This is a genomic window from Thermoanaerobacterium thermosaccharolyticum DSM 571 (assembly GCF_000145615.1).
In the GTDB taxonomy this organism is placed as follows: domain Bacteria; phylum Bacillota; class Thermoanaerobacteria; order Thermoanaerobacterales; family Thermoanaerobacteraceae; genus Thermoanaerobacterium; species Thermoanaerobacterium thermosaccharolyticum.
This window is the reverse complement of record NC_014410.1, coordinates 566323-586492: the sequence shown is the minus strand read 5'-3', so window position 1 is coordinate 586492 and position 20170 is coordinate 566323. Positions and strand designations below refer to the sequence as shown.

Genomic DNA, 20170 nt, shown 5'->3' with positions numbered 1-20170 from the left:
ATATTAATCGGAGACTTTATTTTCTACAAATTTTCTCCATATTTTGCATTCCTTCCTTTAACATAATAGACAAACAAACATGTATACTTGCACATACTTGGTTATTCAAATTTCATAATTATAGATCTAGTAATTTGCACTTTCTATTTGCCGTACAAAGACCTTGTAGCAATCACATCAACACCGGTATCTAAGATATTTTTCACTATGACATCTCCTACATTGATTGGAGGCTTAACTGTAATTCTTGACAACTCATAAACAGCTTTATTTAAAAGTTCTTTAGGAATTGGTTCTTTCGTCCTGACAGATACTACTGGCAGATGCCCACCTTCAGCTTTTACTGTCGTGGTAAGGGTCCTTTTCGGCATGATTATTTCATCTTCTGCATATTTTAAGCCTCTTTTACATTCATATCCTGAGATATTGACGATTTCTTTCCCCTCTACCTCTACAACCAAATGACATCCATTGGGGCAGACAATACATGTTAATTCCCGCTTTTCCATCTTAAACCACCTCTACTTCAAATGTTATATCGTCTACAGGATGTAGGTCATTATCTAAAAATTTATCCTTCTTAATCTCTATTAAAATCATCTCTCCTGGAGTTAATCTCTGCATTTTTCTTCTCATTATCTCTCTGCCACCTGATTTTACATTTATATAAGCATTTTTGAATACATCTGTTGGTCTCATGTGAAACTTAACTTTATCATCTATATTCTCATAATTTACTTTTTGTGGTACAACATATCTAATTCCTGAACCTGCTTTTGCATTTATAAATTTACCTTCTTGCTTTAACAATCCTTTAATATATTTTACTGCTGAATCTGCAGCAAGTCTGGACTCCTTTGTAACATTATCGACAAGATCGTGAACTTGCAATACGTTGCCGCAGGCAAATATTCCTGGAATGTTAGTTTCCATGCTTTCATTTACAATTGGTCCTCCAGTAACGGGATCCAGCACTACACCCGCACTTTTAGAAAGTTCATTTTCAGGAATTAGACCTACTGATAATATCAAAGTATCGCAGCTTATATATTTAGCAGTTTTTAAAATAGGCTTCCTATTCGCATCCACTTGGGCTATCGTTACGCCCTCAACGCGGTCTTTACCGTGTATTTCTATTACAGTGTGGCTTAAAAGCAATGGTATCCCAAAGTCTTCTAGACATTGAACTATGTTCCTCGTCAATCCGCTTGAATATGGCATAAGCTCAACAACCGCTTTTACCTTAGCACCTTCTAGCGTGAATCTTCTAGCCATTATAAGCCCAATATCACCAGATCCAAGGATTACAATCTCTTTGCCTGGCATATAGCCTTCCATATTGACATATCTTTGAGCTGTTCCTGCTGTAAATATTCCTGCAGGCCTTGTACCGGGTATGCTGATTGCTCCTCTAGGTCTTTCTCTGCAACCCATGGCAAGTATTACTGCTTTAGCTTTAATCTCCATCACACCATTTTTCTGATTCACTGCTTTAACTATCTTATCACTAGTTATGTCCAGTACCATTGTATCAAGCATTATTTTGATCCCATATCTTTTGACTTTTTCTATGAATCTTTCTGCATATTCTGGCCCTGACAGTTCTTCTTTGAATTCAATCAATCCGAAGCCATTGTGTATACACTGTTGAAGGATGCCGCCTGGATGACTATCTCTTTCAATTATCAAAATGTCTTTTACACCTTTTTCATACGCTTCAACCGCTGCTCCAAGACCTGCAGGCCCTGCACCAACTATTACTATATCGTGTTCCATCATCTTTTACACCCCACTTTTTAATATTTCTTTACAAGAGTTAATAACATATTCTTTCGCTTTTGCCGTTAAAACGTTTGATTTTCCGCCAAATTTTGTAACATCAAGCGGATCTATGTTTAGTTCTTTTGAAAGTATTTCAACCACCCTTGGGCTGCAGAAACCTCCTTGACATCTGCCCATTCCGGCTCTGACGCGCCTCTTTACACCATCAATACTTTTTGCTCCAACTGGTCTTCTTATTGCATCAATTATTTCACCTTCTGTTACTGTTTCGCATCTGCAAATAATTTTTCCGTATGCTGGATTCTTTTTTATAAGCTCATTTCTCTCTTCATCTGTCAATTCATTAAAGCGTATTACAGGTTTTCTCTTAGGATTAAAATCATCTTTTTCTACCATTTTAAGCCCAGAATCTCTAAGAATTTGTCCTACCATCTCTGCGATTGCAGGTGATGATGTAAAGCCAGGCGATTCTATACCCGCCACGTTTATAAATCCTTTAACATCTGATTCACCTATTATAAAGTCCTCTCCTTCCACATCTGGTACAGCTCTTACTCCGGTAAACTGTGTTATCGTTTTTCTCTCATTGAATTTTTCAACGCTTTTTTTAGCTCCTTTTATGGCTTTTTCTAGACCTTTAGCTGTCGTCTTCCGAAACTCCTTATTGTTTATGTCTTCAGACGTAGGCCCTATTAAAAGATTTCCATCGACTGTAGGAGATACAAGTATTCCTTTCCCCATCTTTGTAGGAACCTGGAATATCACAGTATTTGCCAGATATCCTTCTTCTTTGTCAAGTATTAGATACTCACCTTTCCTTGGGTGCACTGTAAAGTGCTTGCCACCAACCATATCATTGATAACATCAGAATACAGCCCGGCAGCATTTACCACATATTTACTAAAATACTCGTTGTTTTGAGTTTTGACTATAAAACCATCTTCTTCTTTTTTTATAGATACCACTTCCTGGTTGAATATAAACTCAACACCATTTTGCGCTGCATTTTCCGCTAGCGCTATCACAAAACCATAAGGACAGATGATGCCTGCTGTTTTCGCATATAGAGCAGCAACGATTGTATCGTTGATATTAGGCTCTATTTCTTTAACCATGTCCCCCGAAATTATAGACATTTTCTTCACACCGTTTTTAAGACCTCTATCATAAAGCTTATAAAGACTTTCAACCTCATCTTTTGAAAATGCAGCAACTAATGAACCTACTCTTTTCATTGGAACATCTAAATCTTTGCATAGTTCATCAAACATCTCATTGCCTCTCACATTTAGCTTCGCTTTTAATGTGCCTGGCACTGGATCATATCCTGCATGAAGTATTGCACTGTTTGCCTTTGATGCACCACCTGATGCAACGTCATCTTCTTTTTCAATAAGTGCAACTTTAATATCGTATTTTGATAATTCCCTGGCAATAGATGTGCCTATTACACCTCCACCTATTATTAAGACATCGTACATTTTACCATCCCTTTCAACAATTAAGATTTAAAAAAAAGACAAAGCCATATATAGCCGGTTCAATCCGGTTATATATGGCTCTCCTATTCTCCGCCATACTAATATTCAATTCTATCTTATGTTCCTTAATCTATTATACTACAAATTTTAAGTTTTGTATCAAGAAATTCTTGACTTATTTTTGTAATCTTTTTACTCTGCCCAATTCTTAGACCTTTCTACTGCTTTCTTCCATCCTGCATATAGTTTTTCTCTTGTCTTTATATCCATATTGGGCTCAAAATGCCTGTCAACGCCCCAGTTTTTAGCAACTTCTTCTCTGCCGTTCCAAAAGCCTGTAGCAATACCTGCAAGATATGATGCACCAAGAGCAGTTGTCTCTATAACAGTAGGTCTATCCACTGGTACACCCAATATATCTGACTGGAACTGCATCAAGAAATTGTTTGTAGACGCACCGCCGTCAACTTTTAATGCACTCAATTTTATCCCTGAATCTTCCTGCATTGCTTCTAGAACGTCTCTCGTCTGATACGCTAAAGACTCCAGCGTAGCCCTTATAATATGCTCTCTTTTTACTCCTCTGGTTATTCCTAAAATCGCACCTCTTGCATACATATCCCAGTAAGGAGCACCCAATCCAACAAACGCAGGCACTACATATACGCCGTTTGTATCACTAACTTTTAGTGCATACTCCTCGCTCTGCGGCGAATTTTCTATTATCTTAAGCTCATCTCTCAGCCATTGTATAGCGGCTCCGGCTATGAATATGCTTCCTTCTAGTGCATATTCTACTTTATCCTCAATTCCCCATGCTATTGTTGTAAGCAGTCCGTTTTTAGATGGAACAGCTTTTTCACCTGTATTCATCAGCATAAAGCATCCTGTTCCATAAGTGTTTTTAGCCATGCCTTTGTCATAACAAGTCTGCCCAAACAGTGCTGCCTGCTGGTCCCCTGCGTCACCTGCTATAGGGATTTCAACGCCAAATATGCTCTTGTCCGTATATCCGTATACGTAGCTAGAAGGTTTGACATCTGGCAGCATCGACTCTGGAATGCCTAGATATTCTAATATATCTTTATCCCACTTCAATTCATATATATTAAAAAGCATCGTACGTGATGCATTGGAATAGTCAGTCACGTGGGCTTTGCCGCCGGTTAGATTCCATATAAGCCAGCTATCTATATTGCCAAAATAGAGATCCCCATTTTCTGCTCTTTCTCTTGCACCTTCTACGTTATCCAGTATCCATTTGATTTTTGTCCCTGAAAAATATGCATCAACTATGAGTCCTGTCTTTTTTAAAATCTCTTTGTCAAACCCGTTGTTCTTGATTTCATCGCATATAGGTGCAGTCCTCCTGCACTGCCACACTATCGCATTGTATACAGGTTTACCAGTGTTTTTGTCCCATACGACGGTTGTTTCTCTTTGATTAGTTATGCCTATTGCTGCAATGTCTTCTGCTTTTATGCCGGTTTTTTCAAGTACCGCTTTTGCTACTTCTATCTGTGAATCTAAAATCTCCATAGGGTCATGCTCTACCCAACCCGGATTTGGATAAATCTGTGTAAACTCCTTATTTATAGACGATACAATGTTTCCGCTGTGATCGAAGATTATTGCCCTTGAACTTGTTGTTCCCTGATCTAATGCCATTATATATTTTGCCATATTTGTTCCCCCCTATATTTATTAAAATTTCATCCTTCTTACAACTTTATAGCATATTAATAAATCCTTGATAAATCAATGCTCCTAGTAATCCTCCTACAATAGGTCCAAACAATGGAACTATAAGTCCATAGCCCCAATCTGAATCTCTCTTGTTTGGTATCGGCAGTACAGTATGTGCTAACCTAGGTCCTAAATCCCTCGCTGGATTGATAGCGTATCCTGTTGGTCCACCAAGTGTAAGACCTATAACCCAAATTAAAATACCTACTAAAAACGCACCTAATGCCCCAACTTGATTGTGCTCATTTGTTATACCTAATATTCCAACTAGCAACATCGCAGTTCCTATAGCCTCCGTCAAGAAATTGTAAAATAGATTTCTGATAGCTGGAATTGTGCAAAATACACCAAGTTTTGAATCCTTGTCTTCTGTGGCATGAAAGTGATCTCTATATGCCACATATACAAGCAAAGCCCCTACAAATGCGCCTAGAAATTGAGCTATGATGTAACCAGGCACCTGTGCCCATGGAAATTTTCCTATAGCAGCCAGACCTATTGTCACTGCTGGATTAAAATGAGCTCCACCTATCCATCCTGTAATATAAGCAGGTACAGCAACGGCAAAGGCCCAGCCAGTTGTTATGACAATCCATCCACTGTTCTGCCCTTTCGTCTTGTTTAGTACAACGTTTGCAACAACGCCATCACCAAGGAGAATAAGTATCATGGTACCAAAAAACTCTGACAAAATCTTGCCAAACAATGATATTTCCATAAAAACCCCTCCATTAAATTTTTCTTTGTGCTTCTAATTCAAGTTTAAATCTCTTTAAATATCATTTCGCCTCCTTTCAATCTATAAACCAAAGACTTTTTTCACTTGTGGAGACTGCCACAGCGCCAGAAGAAAGAGCATTTATAACGTCTTCTTTTGTTTTAACCAAACCACCAGCAATAATTGGATGATACACCTCCGTAGCAAGCTCTCTAGTTACATTATGAGCAACCCCTGGCATCACCTCTATTGCTGTTGGTTCAATTTGCTTTATTGAATTTAAACCTGTTTTAAGTGCTTGAGTATCCAGTAGAAAAATGCGCTCAATGCATGGCATTCCTAGATCTTTAGCATATGTAAGAATATTATTGCGTGTAGAAATAATACCATCAGGCTTGACTACTTCTTTTAAATATTCTACAGCTTTATAATCCTTTCCAAGACCTTCCACCAAATCGAAATGAATAAAGACCATTTTATTATGTTGTTTTATATCATCTATTGTATCTTTTAATATCAATATATTACTTGTCAGCAAAAATATTACTTCAGAATTTGAACTGTAAACATCAGATAAATCATCAATACTTCTAACGGCCGCAATAATCGGAAAACTCCTAATCTTTTCTATAATGTAATTATCCACATCAATTCCTCCTATCATTTTATAAATGCAAATTATATGCCAATTATTCTCCTATTATTTTAACAGAAAAGATAAGCACTTTTTAAAGCATAAAATAAACAATTGATATATTTTATCAACTTTATTAATTATCATGGTAATATATATCAAGCATATCTTTAATTATTACGGTGCTATTTGACATATTAAATATTATAAATTATAATATGAGTATAATCAAATATAATGATATAAGCGTGGTGGAAATGCATTAGCATATGAATATTAATGATATTTTCAAGGCTTTAGGTGATGAAAACCGATTAAGGATAATTAATCTACTATCTAAAGGAAAACTATGCGTATGTGACATAGAAGCAATTTTAATGATGACTCAGTCCAACGTTTCAAGGCATCTCAATAAACTAAAAAATGTCGGGATAATAAGCAGCGAAAAAAAATCACAGTGGGTTTATTACAGCATTGATAATAATTTTGTCAATAAGCATAAAATGCTCTATGAGTATCTTATAAATTCATTTAACAATATTCCACAGTTCATTACAGACAACGAAAATTTTGAAAAATATAAAAACAGGGAGCAATCATGTAAAAATCCATCTAAAAGCAATTATTTGCCATATTAAAAAATAAAAGGAGAATTAGATTATGAAAGTTAAAGTAGCATTTATTTGTGTAGCAAATTCATGTAGAAGTCAGATGGCAGAAGGTTTTGCAAAACACTATGGATCCGATGTATTTGAAGTATACAGCGCTGGAACAAAACTTACTGAGAAGGTAAATCCAAATGCAGTAGAAGTTATGAAGGAGGTTGGCATCGACATAAGCAGTCATCGCCCAAAATTATTAGATGAAATACCACAAAAAGTAGATATACTAATTACAATGGGCTGTAACGTAGAATGCCCATATATACCGTGCAAATTAAAAGAAGACTGGGGTTTAGATGATCCTGACGGTAAGCCATTAGATGAATTTAGGAAAACGAGAGATATAATCGAGTCAAAAGTAAAAGAGTTAATCAAAAGAGTAAAAAACAATGAAATTAACTTAAACTGATGTATAACCACAATACCCTTCTTTTTTAAACCAGCAGCTTTTAGCTGCTGGTTTAATGCATAACAGCATTATTTTCATGATGTTTCTCATAAGCATCTTTGTACAGTTTATAAAGTTTTTCTCTATTTGTGTATGTGATAATCATAAGATTAGCAAACCATATATCGTAAATGTACATAGGAAATGATTTATAATACAAATATAATACCAATGTCAACATTCCTACAACAACCATAAATCCATCAACTTCTGATGAAGTAGATTTACCTTTATTTAAAATTATTGCTAATATATACAGTATTGCCAGTATAATAGCGTATGCAATAGACACATTAAACCTTGTCACAGCACTCCATACGCCAAATGTCACTGCTATTCCTTTCCCACCGCGCCACTTTAAAAATGGTGAAAAAACGTGTCCTAATATAGCTGCAACAGCAACAGGAACTATCTCAACACCGCTAATATATCCTTTTAATATCAGTATAGAAAGTGGAAAATACCCTTTTAAAAAGTCAAGGGCTACTCCTAAAATCCCCAGTTTATATCCCGCAGCGTGCCACAGATTAAATGCACCCGGATTTCCATCACCATACATATGCAAATCTTTTTCAGCAAGAAGACCTAACCAATATGAAAACATCATAGAACCACATATAAATTCAATTAAAGCGTAAAAAGCTATCAATTCATTTTCCCCCTTTAAACTTTAATTTTTCTCCCCTTCCACGTGACATATCCTAAAAAGGCGTCTTTCCTGTCCATCCTTCAGGTGGCTCTGTATTTTTGAGCACTTTTACGCCGTAACTTTTGGCGATTTCAGCGGTTTTATCCAACGAAAAATCGTCAACCACAATCACTTCATACGGCAAATACGTTTGTTTTTTAAGGGATTCGAGTATATAGGGAAGATTTTAAAGCATTCTTCATAATAATTTTATTCAATAAACAAAACAAAAATAATGCTTTTCTTTCTTAATACTATTATGACATATAATTATATAACAAACAATAGAAATTAATCCCCCATCTATAGAGGATGGGAGACTTTTGTGAACCTACTCCATCCCATAGAGGATGAAGCTTCCTACTTCATAGACCGTTGCCTACTGTTATTCACAGCAGGTCTTACACAATCTCCATAGGCGTAATTTCGGGAGGAACCTTCCCTACAAAAATATTACTCTTAGGCTGTTATGCCTAATTGTCTTTACTTTTTACTCCTGATAATATTATAGCATATAATGTTATGGAAAACAATAGAAATTCATCTCCCACCTATAGAGGATGGGAGACTTCTTTCAAGCCTTCGTTAAAACTTCTTGTTAAAATAATAAGTATATATGTTTGCTTGATTATATAAAATTATTCTTCTGATTGTTCTTTTTCATTAACAGCTTTTTTTATCTCGTTTATTACTTGCTCTGTATTCATGTTTCTTATTTCTATGCCGATGTGCTTTTCTCTGTCGAATCCCACAGTATCAAAAGCATCTCTGTACATTTTTCTCTGCATTACCGGGTCGCATGCAGCAACATATAACTCATCTATGTCTGCACCTTTCAGCAATTCCCGTAAATACCTGTCACCATCTTCTGCACAAAGCTGTGGATGGAGTCCTACCCATTCAAATATATTCTCTCTTCTCAATGTGTTTAAAACTTCAAATGTGTCCATCTCCTGAAATGATGGACATGTACCTTGGCACACGCATAAAAGCAATCCTTTTTTACTCATCACTATCATTCCTTTCAATAAAAATTTATCATTTTTTCTAAATCATTAAGCAGAATTATAAATTCAGTCTACTTGTTGTCACCAAAGTACGATATAGCATCGTTATCGCATATCTTCTGACAACCTCTGCAGAATTCAACACAGCTAAGTGGGTTTATTACAAGTGGATAGCCGCCATCGCCAATTGTGTAAACATCATGTTTGCAGAAATTAACACATTGATAACACTGTATGCATTTATCGTGGTCAATAATTGGATACCAATTTTTTGCCATCTATTTCACCTCCTTTCACGTCGCTAATTTTTATTCTTTTATTCGGTTTTTCGAATTAAATAGACAAAATAAATAACTAATCTAACTATAAAAATATATTAGGGAATATATTGCTTTATTCGGTTTTACGAATATATTGAATAAAATATTGCTTATTTACCTGTTAAGATGTTTTTAACTTCATCAATAATCTTAACAATAGCTTTATCTACAAGACTGTAATAAATTTTAGTTCCTTCCCTTGAATCTTTTACTATCCCATTTGCCCTTAAGACCATAAGATGCCTGGAAATATGAGATTGATCTAAATTCAAAACAGCCATCATTTCACATACGCACATTTCATTTTTACTTAAAAGCTCAATAATCTTGATTCTAGTAGGATGTGATAAGGCTTTAAAATATTCTGCAGTCTTATCGTACAATTCCATTGTTATCATACTATCATCCTTTCCAGTTTATTATATTCGATTTTCCGAATATTATCAATACAAAAGCCTCTTTTTAAAGGCATCAGTTAAATCAAAGTCATTTAGCCATTCACAGGCTTCTCTGTATCTTTTTTCATAATTAAGAAGAATCCAATTCCCGATGCGATCAAATATACGTAGTATGTGAAAAATCTCCATATACCTATAAATACTCCCAACAAATGATGTGGTATAATATTTGAAAATATGCTGGCAAAGCCTACTTCAACAAATCCTGCGCCACTAGGTATTACGTTGTAGGCTAAAACGTCGTAAAATATTATTTGCCTTGAAATAACAGCTAAAAGGTTGAATTTTATGTTCATTGCTATCATTAAAATAGGAGCTATGCTGTAAAATAATGTCCAAAAAAGCATTGCATATAAAAGCTGTGATATAAGCAGCTTACCTCCAGAACTTACCATGAAAAGCTCATTAAACCTACGATTGTATTCAACAATTTCAGTTTTTGTATTTTCAAAAAATCTTTTATACCTTTCACCGGAAAAAAACCTTAAATTAGCAATCAGATTCACTAAAGCGATTATAAAACCCGGCCTTAATATAATATAGACAAGGCTTATTAATAAAAAAAGAAGTATAAACGATACTAATATTGCAAATATTGACAGCGCATGTGTAAGCTCTAACTGTTTACTAAAAAAAATCAAAAGTATCGGCGGAATTGTCCCAAAAAAAATGCCTGAAAACAAAATCTTTGCCGTAAAAATCATTAAGCTTTTATTTGGTGGAATTTTTTTCTTATTTAAAAGATATATGGTAATAGGTAGTGCACCTGAGCCAAATGGTGTTATATAGCTGAAGAAAAAAGTCGCCAAATTGAATTTAAATAGATAACCTACACTTAAATCCTCTCCAAGTGCAAAAAGTAAATCCCTGATTCTGTAAGTATCTACCAGTAAACTTAAAAAAATAAAAAGAAGCATGATTCCGATATATATGGGATTTATATTCATAACATCTTTTAATCCTTGATAACCTGAAAATTTCATAATGATGGCTATTGCGCCAAAGCTTAAAATGAACGCAATGGCCATCATGTAGAAATTCTTCCTTTCCAGTATATGATTCAAAATAATCCCCTCACTTTATTTGCTTAAATCGTCCAGCGTCTTGAATACATATCCCTGCGCTTTTATATCTTTCAGTATTCTATCAAGAGCCATCGTATCATCTTTCGAAACAGCATGCAGCAAAATGACAGCTCCCGGGTGAATTCGATTCATTACCGTGTTATAACTTTCATCAGGACCTCCAGGCAGTGGCTGCCAGTCAGCAAGAGCAAGACTCCAAAATACAGTTTTATAACCAAGTGATTTTGTTATATACAATGTTCTTTCACTGTACTCTCCCATAGGAGGCCTTAAATAATGCATATCTTTTCCTGTAAGTTCCTTAAACATCTCAGCAAGTCCAGTTATTTCACTTTTAACTTTTTCATCGGAAATCTTTGGAAGGCTCGGATGGTTTACAGTGTGATTCCCCACTATGTGACCTTCAGCTACCATTCTCTTCACTAGATCTCCATGCTCCTTAATATACGGTCCAGTTACAAAAAAAGCTGCCTTTACATTATTTGCCTTCAATATATCCAGGATTTTGGGAGTATAGCCGTTTTCATATCCTTCATCAAATGTCAGGTATACGTATTTTTTTGTGGTATCACCTGTAAATATGCCATCATACTTTTTTATGAGGCTCATGGCTTTTGATGTAATTTCAGGCGTCTTGTGGTCGGGCAATACCCTCATACCCCATCCATATAGGGTATTATCAAGCCCATCTGTATTTATCTGAGGATTGTAGACATCATTATTTACTGTGTTATTTACTGTACCTTTGTTTGCAGTTGTATCTTTAGCCTCACTTTCCGCTGATTTGTCTTTCGCATCTTTACTTACATCGCTACTGCTGGTTTTTACATTGACATTAGGCTTTTGAACAGACTTTTTTTCATCGTTTAAAGGCTTTTTCGTCTTTATAAAACTGCAAGATGCAGTCGAAAACACAAGTATTGAAATAAAAAATAAAATACCTATCTTCTTTAGCATATTACCATCCTCATTTCAAAAAATATCTTCCTCTGTATTTTTTGCAATAAAAACCTTTGTATTCTTATCAGATTTTTACTTTGCTTCCTTTATATATCTCACATACCGTATCTCTGCAAGGGCAGAATCTACACTTTAAAAAATCACCTTTTTCATCAGGGAAAAACTTTTCAGCTTCTAAAAGCCTCATCTCCTTAATTATTTTAAGCAGCTCTCTTCTTAATCCTGCAGTGTTGTACACTTCAAACATCGTATTCTGATATACAATTCGCCCTCTTCGAACCTTTTTTCCAAATTCTTCTTCTATTATTAAAAAATAAGCAGTTAATTGCATGACATCCTTTAATAGAGGAGAATGCCCATCGACTTTAGAACTTTTTAATTCCAGTGGTATTAACTCATTTCCAATATCATAAATGTAATCAGGCTTACCGCTTATACCATATTTATCAGACTTTAAAAGTTTACTGTAGACAATGCCATCTTTTTTTACTTCCTCTTGTTTATCTATGTATATCAATTTCCCTCTCTTAAATCCTATAGTCCTTTTCATCTCTTTATAAGGAGGCCTTTTCTCTAAAATCTCTTTTGCTATAATATAAAATATAAGTATTGTAAAAATCACATTTAATATTATCATTTTAGCAACCCTATTCCAATGGCTATTAAAGCCAAAATGATAAATATCACCAAAGCAATCTTCTTGTATCTTAAATGCACAATATCTTTGTAATACCTCTCATGATATTCTATACCCTTTTTGAAATTGCTAAGCTCCGATTTCACTCCACTTTTCTCCCGCAACTCATTTATATATTTATGTCCGTACTTTTTCTCATAGTACCACTGATAAGGGCAATACAAATATTGATTTATTTCAGAAGCCGAAATGTACTTGTTTGACATATTATCACCAATTTCATGTGTATAATAAAAAACATTGCAGATTATTCTACAATATTAACTATATCAATTTTTAAGTACATCTGCAATGTTTTGTAGATTAATTTTTTATTAACCTTTCGATTCAATTATCCTGTTTACGTACTCAGCATACTCGTTTAACAGTGATTCTGCCTGTTCTCTTGTTGGGGCTTCAGAATATATTCTACATGCCGGCAGCTCAGAGTCTGGAACTAACAAAACCCATGCATCACCATAATTAAATCTTATTCCGTCTAAAAACTCTGATTCCGTTTCATCTTTATCTTCATAAAATTTTCTTATTATCAATCCTTTATCCTTCCAATCGCAATTTACCACTTTGTTTAATTTTATCCTTTTTGGTATCGACTTTTTTATATCTGACAGTTTTAGCTTATTTTTGTTTAAATACTCAATCAGCTTAAGCGTAAAATTTATTCCATCAAAGCTTAAATTAAATTGCGAGCTTCGATCATTTTTGTCTTTTTCAATTTCAAACATCTTTTTCATCTTTTCCGGCGGCGATATTTTGCTGAATTTCGTTTCGATGTTAAGCTCTTCTGATACTTCATTTAAAAATTGTGAGCTATTAAAAGGAATGACAAACTTATTTTTTCCGTTTTCCTTGCCTATCAATATTCTTAAATAATTCAATTCATCCTCATCAAACATGTGCCCCTCGTCGTCGTACAGCTCTACATTTTCTCCATCATCAGAGATTTTTATGCCAATGTCGTAATTTGCTGCAGCCGAGTCCTCAATATATCTTTGATTTAGTATAGTCAAAATATTTTTTGTTGTTTGATTCATATATTTTATGTTTAGATTTCCGAATGATTCTCGGTGCAGCGATAAAAACTCAGCATATTCTTTATTTATATCCTTTGGAACTTCGTCATTTATTACACGGGATATTTTGTAATCATTGATTTTGTATTTGTTAGCAATCTTCTTTTCTATATTTTTATCTATATCGCACCCATTTTCATCCATTATAATTATATTTATTGTATCTCTATCTACGTTTCTTATAAAGACGCCTGCCTTATATCCATTCTTTTTAATAGAGTACCTCATGGCCGGTAATATTGTAGAGAAAGCTGCATATACTTTCCTACCGGATGCCTTAATACCATCTTTTATAAGGTCGTAAGCTAATTTCGATTTAGCCTCATCAACGCACCCAACCAATATGTCTCCTTCAAACACATTTCCTATAACTTCACCAATTTTCACCAGGTTGTCCGGCATTAGATTGTCATAGAGATTTCCCTTTATTCCTCTTTCACCAAATAGCGATGTATCATCATTGCTGCCCCACACTACATCTTTTTCAACAACATTGCCGGTTGTGATAACTCTATTAGGCCATATTTTTGTATTTGGTTTAACCTCGCTAAATGATTGTAGTTTCGATTTTTCACCTATTATGGAATTATCAAATGTTCTAACATTATTTTCTGTTATTGCTCCACTACAAAAAATTGTCCCTCTTATTTCGTTATTTGCACCAATTTTTACATCGTCCCACAGTATACTGTTTTTTAAAGTTGTCCCATGGCCGATGTAATTTCCATTTCCTATTATGGCATATGGACCAATTACGACATTATCATCTATCACAGTATTATCGCCAATTATCAAAGGCGGCACGAGTTTTGCATTCTCTGACACAATTACATTTTTGCCGTAGATAATCCCATCTTTATTAACTTTTTCTTTAAACCCCAGATCGACATATCCCCTCAAAAGATCAAGATGGCTCTTTAGATATTGTACGCCACTACCTATATCGCACCAATAGTTATCGCTTACAAAACCATACATAGGAATTTTCTTCTCAAGAAGCATCGGAAATAAATCTTTGCTGAAATCAAATTGCTTGTCTTCAGGAATCAAATCTAAAATTTCAGGTTCAATGATATAGATACCCGTATTTACAGTATCGCTAAATACTTCTCCCCACGATGGTTTTTCAAGAAATTTGAAAATCCTGCCATTTTCATCTGTTATCACTACGCCATACTCCAACGGTATATCAACTCTTGTCAGCACGAGCGTAACCTTGGAACCAGAATTTTTATGGAAGTCATGTGCTTTTCTTAAATCTATATCTGTTATAACATCGCCGCTCATAACTACAAATGTCTCATCAAGAAAATCAACAGCATTTTTTACACTTCCCGCTGTTCCAAGTGGTTTATCTTCTACATAGTATTTTATTTTATCACCGTACTGCTCATACAAATAGTTTTTTATCTTATCAGGCAAATAAAAAAGCGTAACGCCTAAATCATTTATCCCATATCTTCCTATATGATTTATAATATGCCAAATAGCCGGCTTTCCAGCTATAGGAACCATAGGTTTAGGGATCCCGCATGTAAGCGGCCTTAACCTGCTTCCTTCACCACCAGCCATTATTATCGCTTTCATAACATCACCTTCTATGAATATTCAACTATTAATTAGTATCCAGAAAAAAAATCATTTTATTCAGCACAAGATTCAGTAGTAATATTTCTAAATCAAAATAAATATGTATTAAGCATAGGAGGTTAACATGTTTAACATAATCATTTTCGTATCCTTAGGCATTGGAATTTTTATATTGGGATTAGTATTATTGACAACATCGCTTAAGATTATTTCAAAAGAAAGAGTCAAAATATTAATTGATAAATATACAGGAAATATCTATCTATCGATATTTATAGGATTTATATTGTCTATAATAATGCAAAGTAGCAGCATGACTACAATAGTAGCTGTAAGCATGGCGGACGCAGGTCTTTTAAATTTGTACACCGCAGCAGGTATAACAATGGGAGCAAATATCGGTACTACCGTTGCCGTCCAGCTTTACGCTTTTGACCTTTATAGCCTAATACCTTATGCAATTTTTTTCGGTTCAATTTTACGATTTCAAAAAAAGAAGCTGCTTAAATTTATAGGCAATATACTTTTAGGTCTCGGCATTATCTTCGCAGGACTAAAAATTATAGACATGGCAGTATCTCCATTAAGGAATTTCTCTGAGATAAACAATTTTGTGTCAATTACTGAAAATCCCGTTTACGGCATTTTCATCGGAATAGTCATGGCGCTTATAATGCAGTCAAGCACTTTCTGCATTGCCATGCTGCAAGTTTTGGCAACAGCAAAAATTATGCCGGTTTGCAATACCCTTTTTATAATTTACGGTCTCAATATAGGAACATGCTCCGAAGCCTTTTTAATGAGCTTGGCAACAAATAGAGAAGGTAAAAAAATCGCCATTTATAATATACTCTTCAACATCATAGGAACTATGATTTTTGTACCTTTGACACCCTATTACTATGCCATTTTGAAATATATAACACCAAATAATGTCTCGCGCCAAATTGCAAATGGCCATATGTTTTTTAATATCATCTCCACAATATTAGTACTACCCATAATGAAATATTTATTTTCATTCATTGAAATATTAATAGGAAATGACGCTAAATGACTAAAATATTAAAATATCCATAATATAATAATAAGAATTGTATGCCAGGATGTGAAACAAATGAAGAAAATAACATACACAGAACTTTTTTCTGCTATGTTAGTGTTTGAATTAGGGAGTGCAATATTGTTCGTATTAGGTATATCAGCAAAACAAGATGCATGGATAGCCATGATAATTGCTACAATAGCTGCATTTCCACTCGTGTACATGTATGTTGTTTTATTTAAAAAGTACAATGCAAATCTTCCACAAATACTTGAAGCAGCATTTGGCAAGATTTTAGGTAAAGCTCTTTCAGCAATCTACGCTATATACTTTTTATATATTGCTGCCCGTGTTACAAGGGATTTTGATGAGCTGAACGTCGGCACAATATACAAAGAAACACCTATATCCGCTATTTCAATAGCAATATTAATTGTTGTGCTGTATTACCTTATGTTTGACATCAGCGTTACAATAAAATCTGCTCATATACTGCTGCCAACTTTTATATTCTTAGCTATTATACAATTTTTTGGCGTATTTAACGTGACTGGCATAAGCATCAAAAAATTAATGCCGATATTGAACAATGGCTTAGCACCTGTTATTAAAGCAGCATTCCCACAAATACTTACATTCCCATACGGCGAACTCATCACTTTTATGATGATTTTTCCTGAGATACATTTAAAAAAAGATCTAAACAAATACTGTATGGCTCTGGTTGCTGCTACAGGGCTTTGGCTTACGATAAATACAGTGGAAATCATAACATCACTTGGAGTTGCAGAAGCCGCAAGGTCAAATTTCCCTTTTTATCAATTGGTATTAATTATGAAGTTTGGCTCTTTTAGAAATCTAGATCCTTTTTACGCTGTAGAAATCGTAATAGGCGGCGTCGTAAAAATCACAGTCTTTACATATGCCGCAATAAAGACACTACAATCAATATTTGATTTAAAAGAATATAAATTTTTGCTTTTACCTGTCGGCACTATCATATACGCCTTATCCATTATAATAGCCGATTCGTACCCTCTACATATATTGATAGGGCTTAAATTGACTACAGTATACATACACGTTCCTCTGCAGATAATCATTCCGCTTATAGTATTAATATTATCATTTATAAAAAAGCCTCAAAAACAACAATAACAAAAAAAGCCTACAAATGCAGGCTTATTCATAAAGAGGATATTTGTCAAGTAGCTTCTTGACTCTGCTTTTAGCAGTATCAACATAATTTTCATCTTTTAACACATTATATATTATATCAGCAATTTCATCCATATCATTTTCGTTCATACCTCTTGTAGTAACTGCAGGAGTACCAAGCCTTAAACCTGATGTAACATTAGGACCTAATGGATCATTTGGTATGGCATTTTTATTGGCTGTTATGCCGACGTAATCAAGGCGCCTTTCCAAGTCTTTACCAGTAACACCTGTACCTCTTAGGTCAAGAAGCATCAGATGATTGTCTGTGCCGCCTGAGACTAAATTTACCTTTCTATCCAACAAACCTTCTGCCAATGCCTTGGCATTCTTTACTATCCTCTTTTGATATTCTTTAAACTCAGGTTTCAATGCTTCATTAAAGCATACAGCCTTCGCAGCAATAACGTGCATAAGTGGTCCTCCCTGTACACCAGGAAAAACCGATTTATCGATTGCTTTAGCATGAACTTCTTTTGACAGTATTATTCCGCCTCTGGGACCGCGCAATGTCTTATGTGTAGTCGATGTAACAACATCTGAATAATCAACAGGATTTGGATGAAGACCTGCCGCAACAAGCCCAGCTATATGAGCCATATCCACCATAAGATACGCTCCTACTGAATCTGCAATTTCTTTAAACTTTTTAAAATCTATTATCCTTGGATATGCACTTGCACCGGCAACAATAAGCTTTGGCCTGTACTCTTTAGCAAGCCTTTCGAGCTCCTCATAATCTATAAATCCTGTGTCTTCTCTCACACCATATGGTATTATATTGTAAAGTTTGCCAGAAAAGTTTACCTTGCTGCCATGGGTCAAATGACCGCCGTGGGCTAAATTCATGCCTAATATTGTATCACCCGGTTTTATCAATGCAAAATACGCCGCCATGTTGGCCTGAGCACCTGAATGCGGCTGCACGTTGGCATGTTCTGCACCGAATAACTTCTTAAGCCTTTCTCTTGCCAAGTCCTCTACAACATCCACAAATTCACAGCCACCATAATAACGCTTACCAGGATAACCTTCAGCGTACTTGTTTGTTAGGGGTGAGCCCATGGCTTCCATAACTGCCTCGCTTACGAAGTTTTCAGAAGCTATCAGCTCAATTTTATTTTTCTGCCTTTCAATCTCCTTTACAATAGCATCGGCTATTTCTGGATCAGTCTCTCTTATAACATCGATATTCATTACCTTACCTCCAGTTTTTTATTTTCACTCTACTACAATAAAGTACTATATTTTTATTATAAATATTGAAATCAAATTCTTCAACAAAAATGTATAAAAGTTGACACAAGTTTTAAATTTATAACCAATTCATTATACTAAAAATTTATTTAATGGATAAATTTCACATGTTAAATAATTTTTTAATATGCTCTTGATTTTTATTTGAATTAAATGTATAATGTATTCTTGGTCAAAACAATGACTCCCCCTTTAACATATGCAAGCCCCAATTAAATTATCGGGGCTATTTTTTATGCCAAATTTCAATAAAATATATGAATTATTACGATAAAATTTCTTTTATAATCCTCTCAAAGTTATCATGTGATATGGAGTTTATCTCATCATCGCTAAAACCTCTTTTCTTTAAGCCATCTAAAATCTTAGGAAAGCTTGCCACATCATCGAGGCCAAGAGGCGTCTTTTCGATTCCATCAAAGTCTGATCCAAACCCAACATGGTTTATACCTACCAAATTAACAATATGCTCTATGTGATCCAAGACATCCTCTATTGATGCATTATCATCGTCTCTTAGAAAGTTTGGACAAAAGTTTATGCCGATAACACCACCTTTATCAGCTATCGCTTTTATCTGCTCATCGCTTAAGTTTCTAGGATGGCGACAAAGTGCTTTGCAGTCTGAGTGTGATGCAATAAGAGGCTTCTCGCATATATTTATAGCATCCCAAAATCCTCTTTCATTGAGATGGGAGACATCTACAATCATGCCTAATCTATTCATTTCCTTTATAACATCTTTTCCAAATGATGTAAGTCCATAATCGCTGCTTCCTAAAATGCCGTCGCCTAAATCATTTCTTAAACTCCACGTAAGGGTCATAGCTCTTACTCCAAGCTTATAAAACATCCTTAAAAGCGCTAAATCTCCTTCTAATGCTTCACCACCCTCTATTGACAACAACGCACCTATCTTGCTTTCATTTTTTGCTTCTTCCACATCCTTTCCACTTAAGATCAATTTAATCTTATCTGTTTTCTCCATCAATTGATATAGTTTGTCAATCATTTTTAATGTTTTAGTTGCCGCATCTTTTCTCACGTATTCAGGCTCAATAAATGTGGCAAAAACTTGAAGATGTACCATTCCTTCATCTAGTCTAATCAAATCTATATGACCTTTATCATTTTTCTTTGTTATGTCTCTATTGTCCTTTTGTATCAAATAAAGCGTATCACAGTGAAAATCAACAATCATAAATTTACCTCCTTTAATAAACTTTACCTAATTAATATTTTACGCTATTGGTTATACATTACATAAAATATATTACATTAAATTTTTATTTTGTAACAA

General features: G+C 34.7%; 22 protein-coding genes. 4 read left to right on the top strand and 18 right to left on the bottom strand.

Going from position 1 to position 20170, the window contains the following annotated elements; all coding sequences use genetic code 11:
* Window positions 1–143: 143 nt before the first annotated feature.
* The 6 genes from TTHE_RS02985 to TTHE_RS02960 all read right to left on the bottom strand — a co-directional run bounded on the left by TTHE_RS02985 (window position 144) and on the right by TTHE_RS02960 (window position 6374).
* A complete protein-coding gene (locus TTHE_RS02985; RefSeq protein WP_013297125.1) occupies window positions 144–509 on the bottom strand; it encodes a DUF1667 domain-containing protein in 366 nt (121 codons plus the stop codon).
* 1 nt (window position 510) lies between these two features.
* Window positions 511–1779, bottom strand: coding sequence for an NAD(P)/FAD-dependent oxidoreductase (locus TTHE_RS02980; RefSeq protein WP_013297124.1), 1269 nt, complete (start codon window positions 1777–1779; stop codon window positions 511–513).
* Window positions 1780–1782: 3 nt separating this feature from the next.
* Complete coding sequence (locus tag TTHE_RS02975) at window positions 1783–3264, bottom strand: NAD(P)/FAD-dependent oxidoreductase (protein WP_013297123.1); 1482 nt, start codon at window positions 3262–3264, stop codon at window positions 1783–1785.
* A 192-nt stretch (window positions 3265–3456) separates the two neighbouring features.
* Window positions 3457–4947: a glycerol kinase GlpK gene (gene glpK / locus TTHE_RS02970; protein ID WP_013297122.1), complete on the bottom strand. Its 1491-nt coding sequence runs from the start codon at window positions 4945–4947 to the stop codon at window positions 3457–3459.
* Between the two features lie 46 nt (window positions 4948–4993).
* The gene (locus TTHE_RS02965) at window positions 4994–5728 is read right to left on the bottom strand and encodes an MIP/aquaporin family protein (RefSeq protein ID WP_013297121.1); all 735 of its coding nucleotides are present in this window, start codon (window positions 5726–5728) and stop codon (window positions 4994–4996) included.
* A gap of 76 nt (window positions 5729–5804) precedes the next feature.
* Window positions 5805–6374 carry a glycerol-3-phosphate responsive antiterminator gene (locus TTHE_RS02960; RefSeq protein WP_013297120.1) on the bottom strand — a complete coding sequence of 190 codons (570 nt, stop codon included), beginning with the start codon at window positions 6372–6374 and terminating at the stop codon, window positions 5805–5807.
* Window positions 6375–6631: 257 nt separating this feature from the next.
* Between TTHE_RS02960 and TTHE_RS02955 the strand changes: the two genes are divergently transcribed.
* The gene (locus TTHE_RS02955; protein ID WP_013297119.1) at window positions 6632–7000 is read left to right on the top strand and encodes an ArsR/SmtB family transcription factor; all 369 of its coding nucleotides are present in this window, start codon (window positions 6632–6634) and stop codon (window positions 6998–7000) included.
* Between the two features lie 22 nt (window positions 7001–7022).
* Window positions 7023–7433, top strand: coding sequence for an arsenate reductase ArsC (locus TTHE_RS02950; protein ID WP_013297118.1), 411 nt, complete (start codon window positions 7023–7025; stop codon window positions 7431–7433).
* A gap of 52 nt (window positions 7434–7485) precedes the next feature.
* On the opposite strand, the gene TTHE_RS02945 is transcribed toward TTHE_RS02950, so the two are convergent.
* The 10 genes from TTHE_RS02945 to TTHE_RS02905 all read right to left on the bottom strand — a co-directional run bounded on the left by TTHE_RS02945 (window position 7486) and on the right by TTHE_RS02905 (window position 15347).
* Window positions 7486–8121, bottom strand: coding sequence for a glycerol-3-phosphate acyltransferase (locus tag TTHE_RS02945; protein WP_013297117.1), 636 nt, complete (start codon window positions 8119–8121; stop codon window positions 7486–7488).
* 52 nt (window positions 8122–8173) lie between these two features.
* Entirely contained in the window at window positions 8174–8335 is a 162-nt protein-coding gene (locus TTHE_RS13895) for a glycosyltransferase (RefSeq protein WP_257875778.1), read from the bottom strand.
* 463 nt (window positions 8336–8798) lie between these two features.
* Window positions 8799–9170, bottom strand: a complete 372-nt coding sequence (locus TTHE_RS02940; protein WP_013297116.1) for a hypothetical protein — start codon at window positions 9168–9170, stop codon at window positions 8799–8801.
* A gap of 68 nt (window positions 9171–9238) precedes the next feature.
* Window positions 9239–9445: a 4Fe-4S dicluster domain-containing protein gene (locus TTHE_RS02935; RefSeq protein ID WP_013297115.1), complete on the bottom strand. Its 207-nt coding sequence runs from the start codon at window positions 9443–9445 to the stop codon at window positions 9239–9241.
* A gap of 152 nt (window positions 9446–9597) precedes the next feature.
* Window positions 9598–9885, bottom strand: a complete 288-nt coding sequence (locus TTHE_RS02930) for an ArsR/SmtB family transcription factor (RefSeq protein WP_013297114.1) — start codon at window positions 9883–9885, stop codon at window positions 9598–9600.
* Between the two features lie 92 nt (window positions 9886–9977).
* A complete protein-coding gene (locus TTHE_RS02925; protein ID WP_231292710.1) occupies window positions 9978–11009 on the bottom strand; it encodes a lysylphosphatidylglycerol synthase transmembrane domain-containing protein in 1032 nt (343 codons plus the stop codon).
* 15 nt (window positions 11010–11024) lie between these two features.
* Window positions 11025–11987: a delta-lactam-biosynthetic de-N-acetylase gene (pdaA, locus tag TTHE_RS02920; protein WP_013297112.1), complete on the bottom strand. Its 963-nt coding sequence runs from the start codon at window positions 11985–11987 to the stop codon at window positions 11025–11027.
* A gap of 67 nt (window positions 11988–12054) precedes the next feature.
* The gene (gene cas4 / locus TTHE_RS02915) at window positions 12055–12627 is read right to left on the bottom strand and encodes a CRISPR-associated protein Cas4 (RefSeq protein ID WP_013297111.1); all 573 of its coding nucleotides are present in this window, start codon (window positions 12625–12627) and stop codon (window positions 12055–12057) included.
* Window positions 12624–12893: a hypothetical protein gene (locus TTHE_RS02910; protein WP_013297110.1), complete on the bottom strand. Its 270-nt coding sequence runs from the start codon at window positions 12891–12893 to the stop codon at window positions 12624–12626. The genes cas4 and TTHE_RS02910 overlap by 4 nt, the downstream gene beginning before the upstream one ends.
* Window positions 12894–13001: 108 nt before the next feature.
* Window positions 13002–15347, bottom strand: a complete 2346-nt coding sequence (locus TTHE_RS02905) for a sugar phosphate nucleotidyltransferase (protein ID WP_013297109.1) — start codon at window positions 15345–15347, stop codon at window positions 13002–13004.
* A gap of 127 nt (window positions 15348–15474) precedes the next feature.
* Between TTHE_RS02905 and TTHE_RS02900 the strand changes: the two genes are divergently transcribed.
* Complete coding sequence (locus TTHE_RS02900; RefSeq protein ID WP_013297108.1) at window positions 15475–16407, top strand: Na/Pi cotransporter family protein; 933 nt, start codon at window positions 15475–15477, stop codon at window positions 16405–16407.
* Between the two features lie 60 nt (window positions 16408–16467).
* On the top strand, window positions 16468–17553 hold the full coding sequence (locus TTHE_RS02895; protein WP_013297107.1) for a GerAB/ArcD/ProY family transporter: 1086 nt from the start codon (window positions 16468–16470) through the stop codon (window positions 17551–17553).
* A gap of 24 nt (window positions 17554–17577) precedes the next feature.
* Here the strand turns inward: TTHE_RS02895 and TTHE_RS02890 are convergent, their stop codons facing one another.
* Together TTHE_RS02890 and TTHE_RS02885 are read right to left on the bottom strand one after the other, a co-directional pair.
* Window positions 17578–18810, bottom strand: coding sequence for a serine hydroxymethyltransferase (locus tag TTHE_RS02890; RefSeq protein ID WP_013297106.1), 1233 nt, complete (start codon window positions 18808–18810; stop codon window positions 17578–17580).
* Window positions 18811–19135: 325 nt separating this feature from the next.
* Window positions 19136–20071 carry a dipeptidase gene (locus tag TTHE_RS02885; protein ID WP_013297105.1) on the bottom strand — a complete coding sequence of 312 codons (936 nt, stop codon included), beginning with the start codon at window positions 20069–20071 and terminating at the stop codon, window positions 19136–19138.
* Window positions 20072–20170 lie beyond the last annotated feature (99 nt).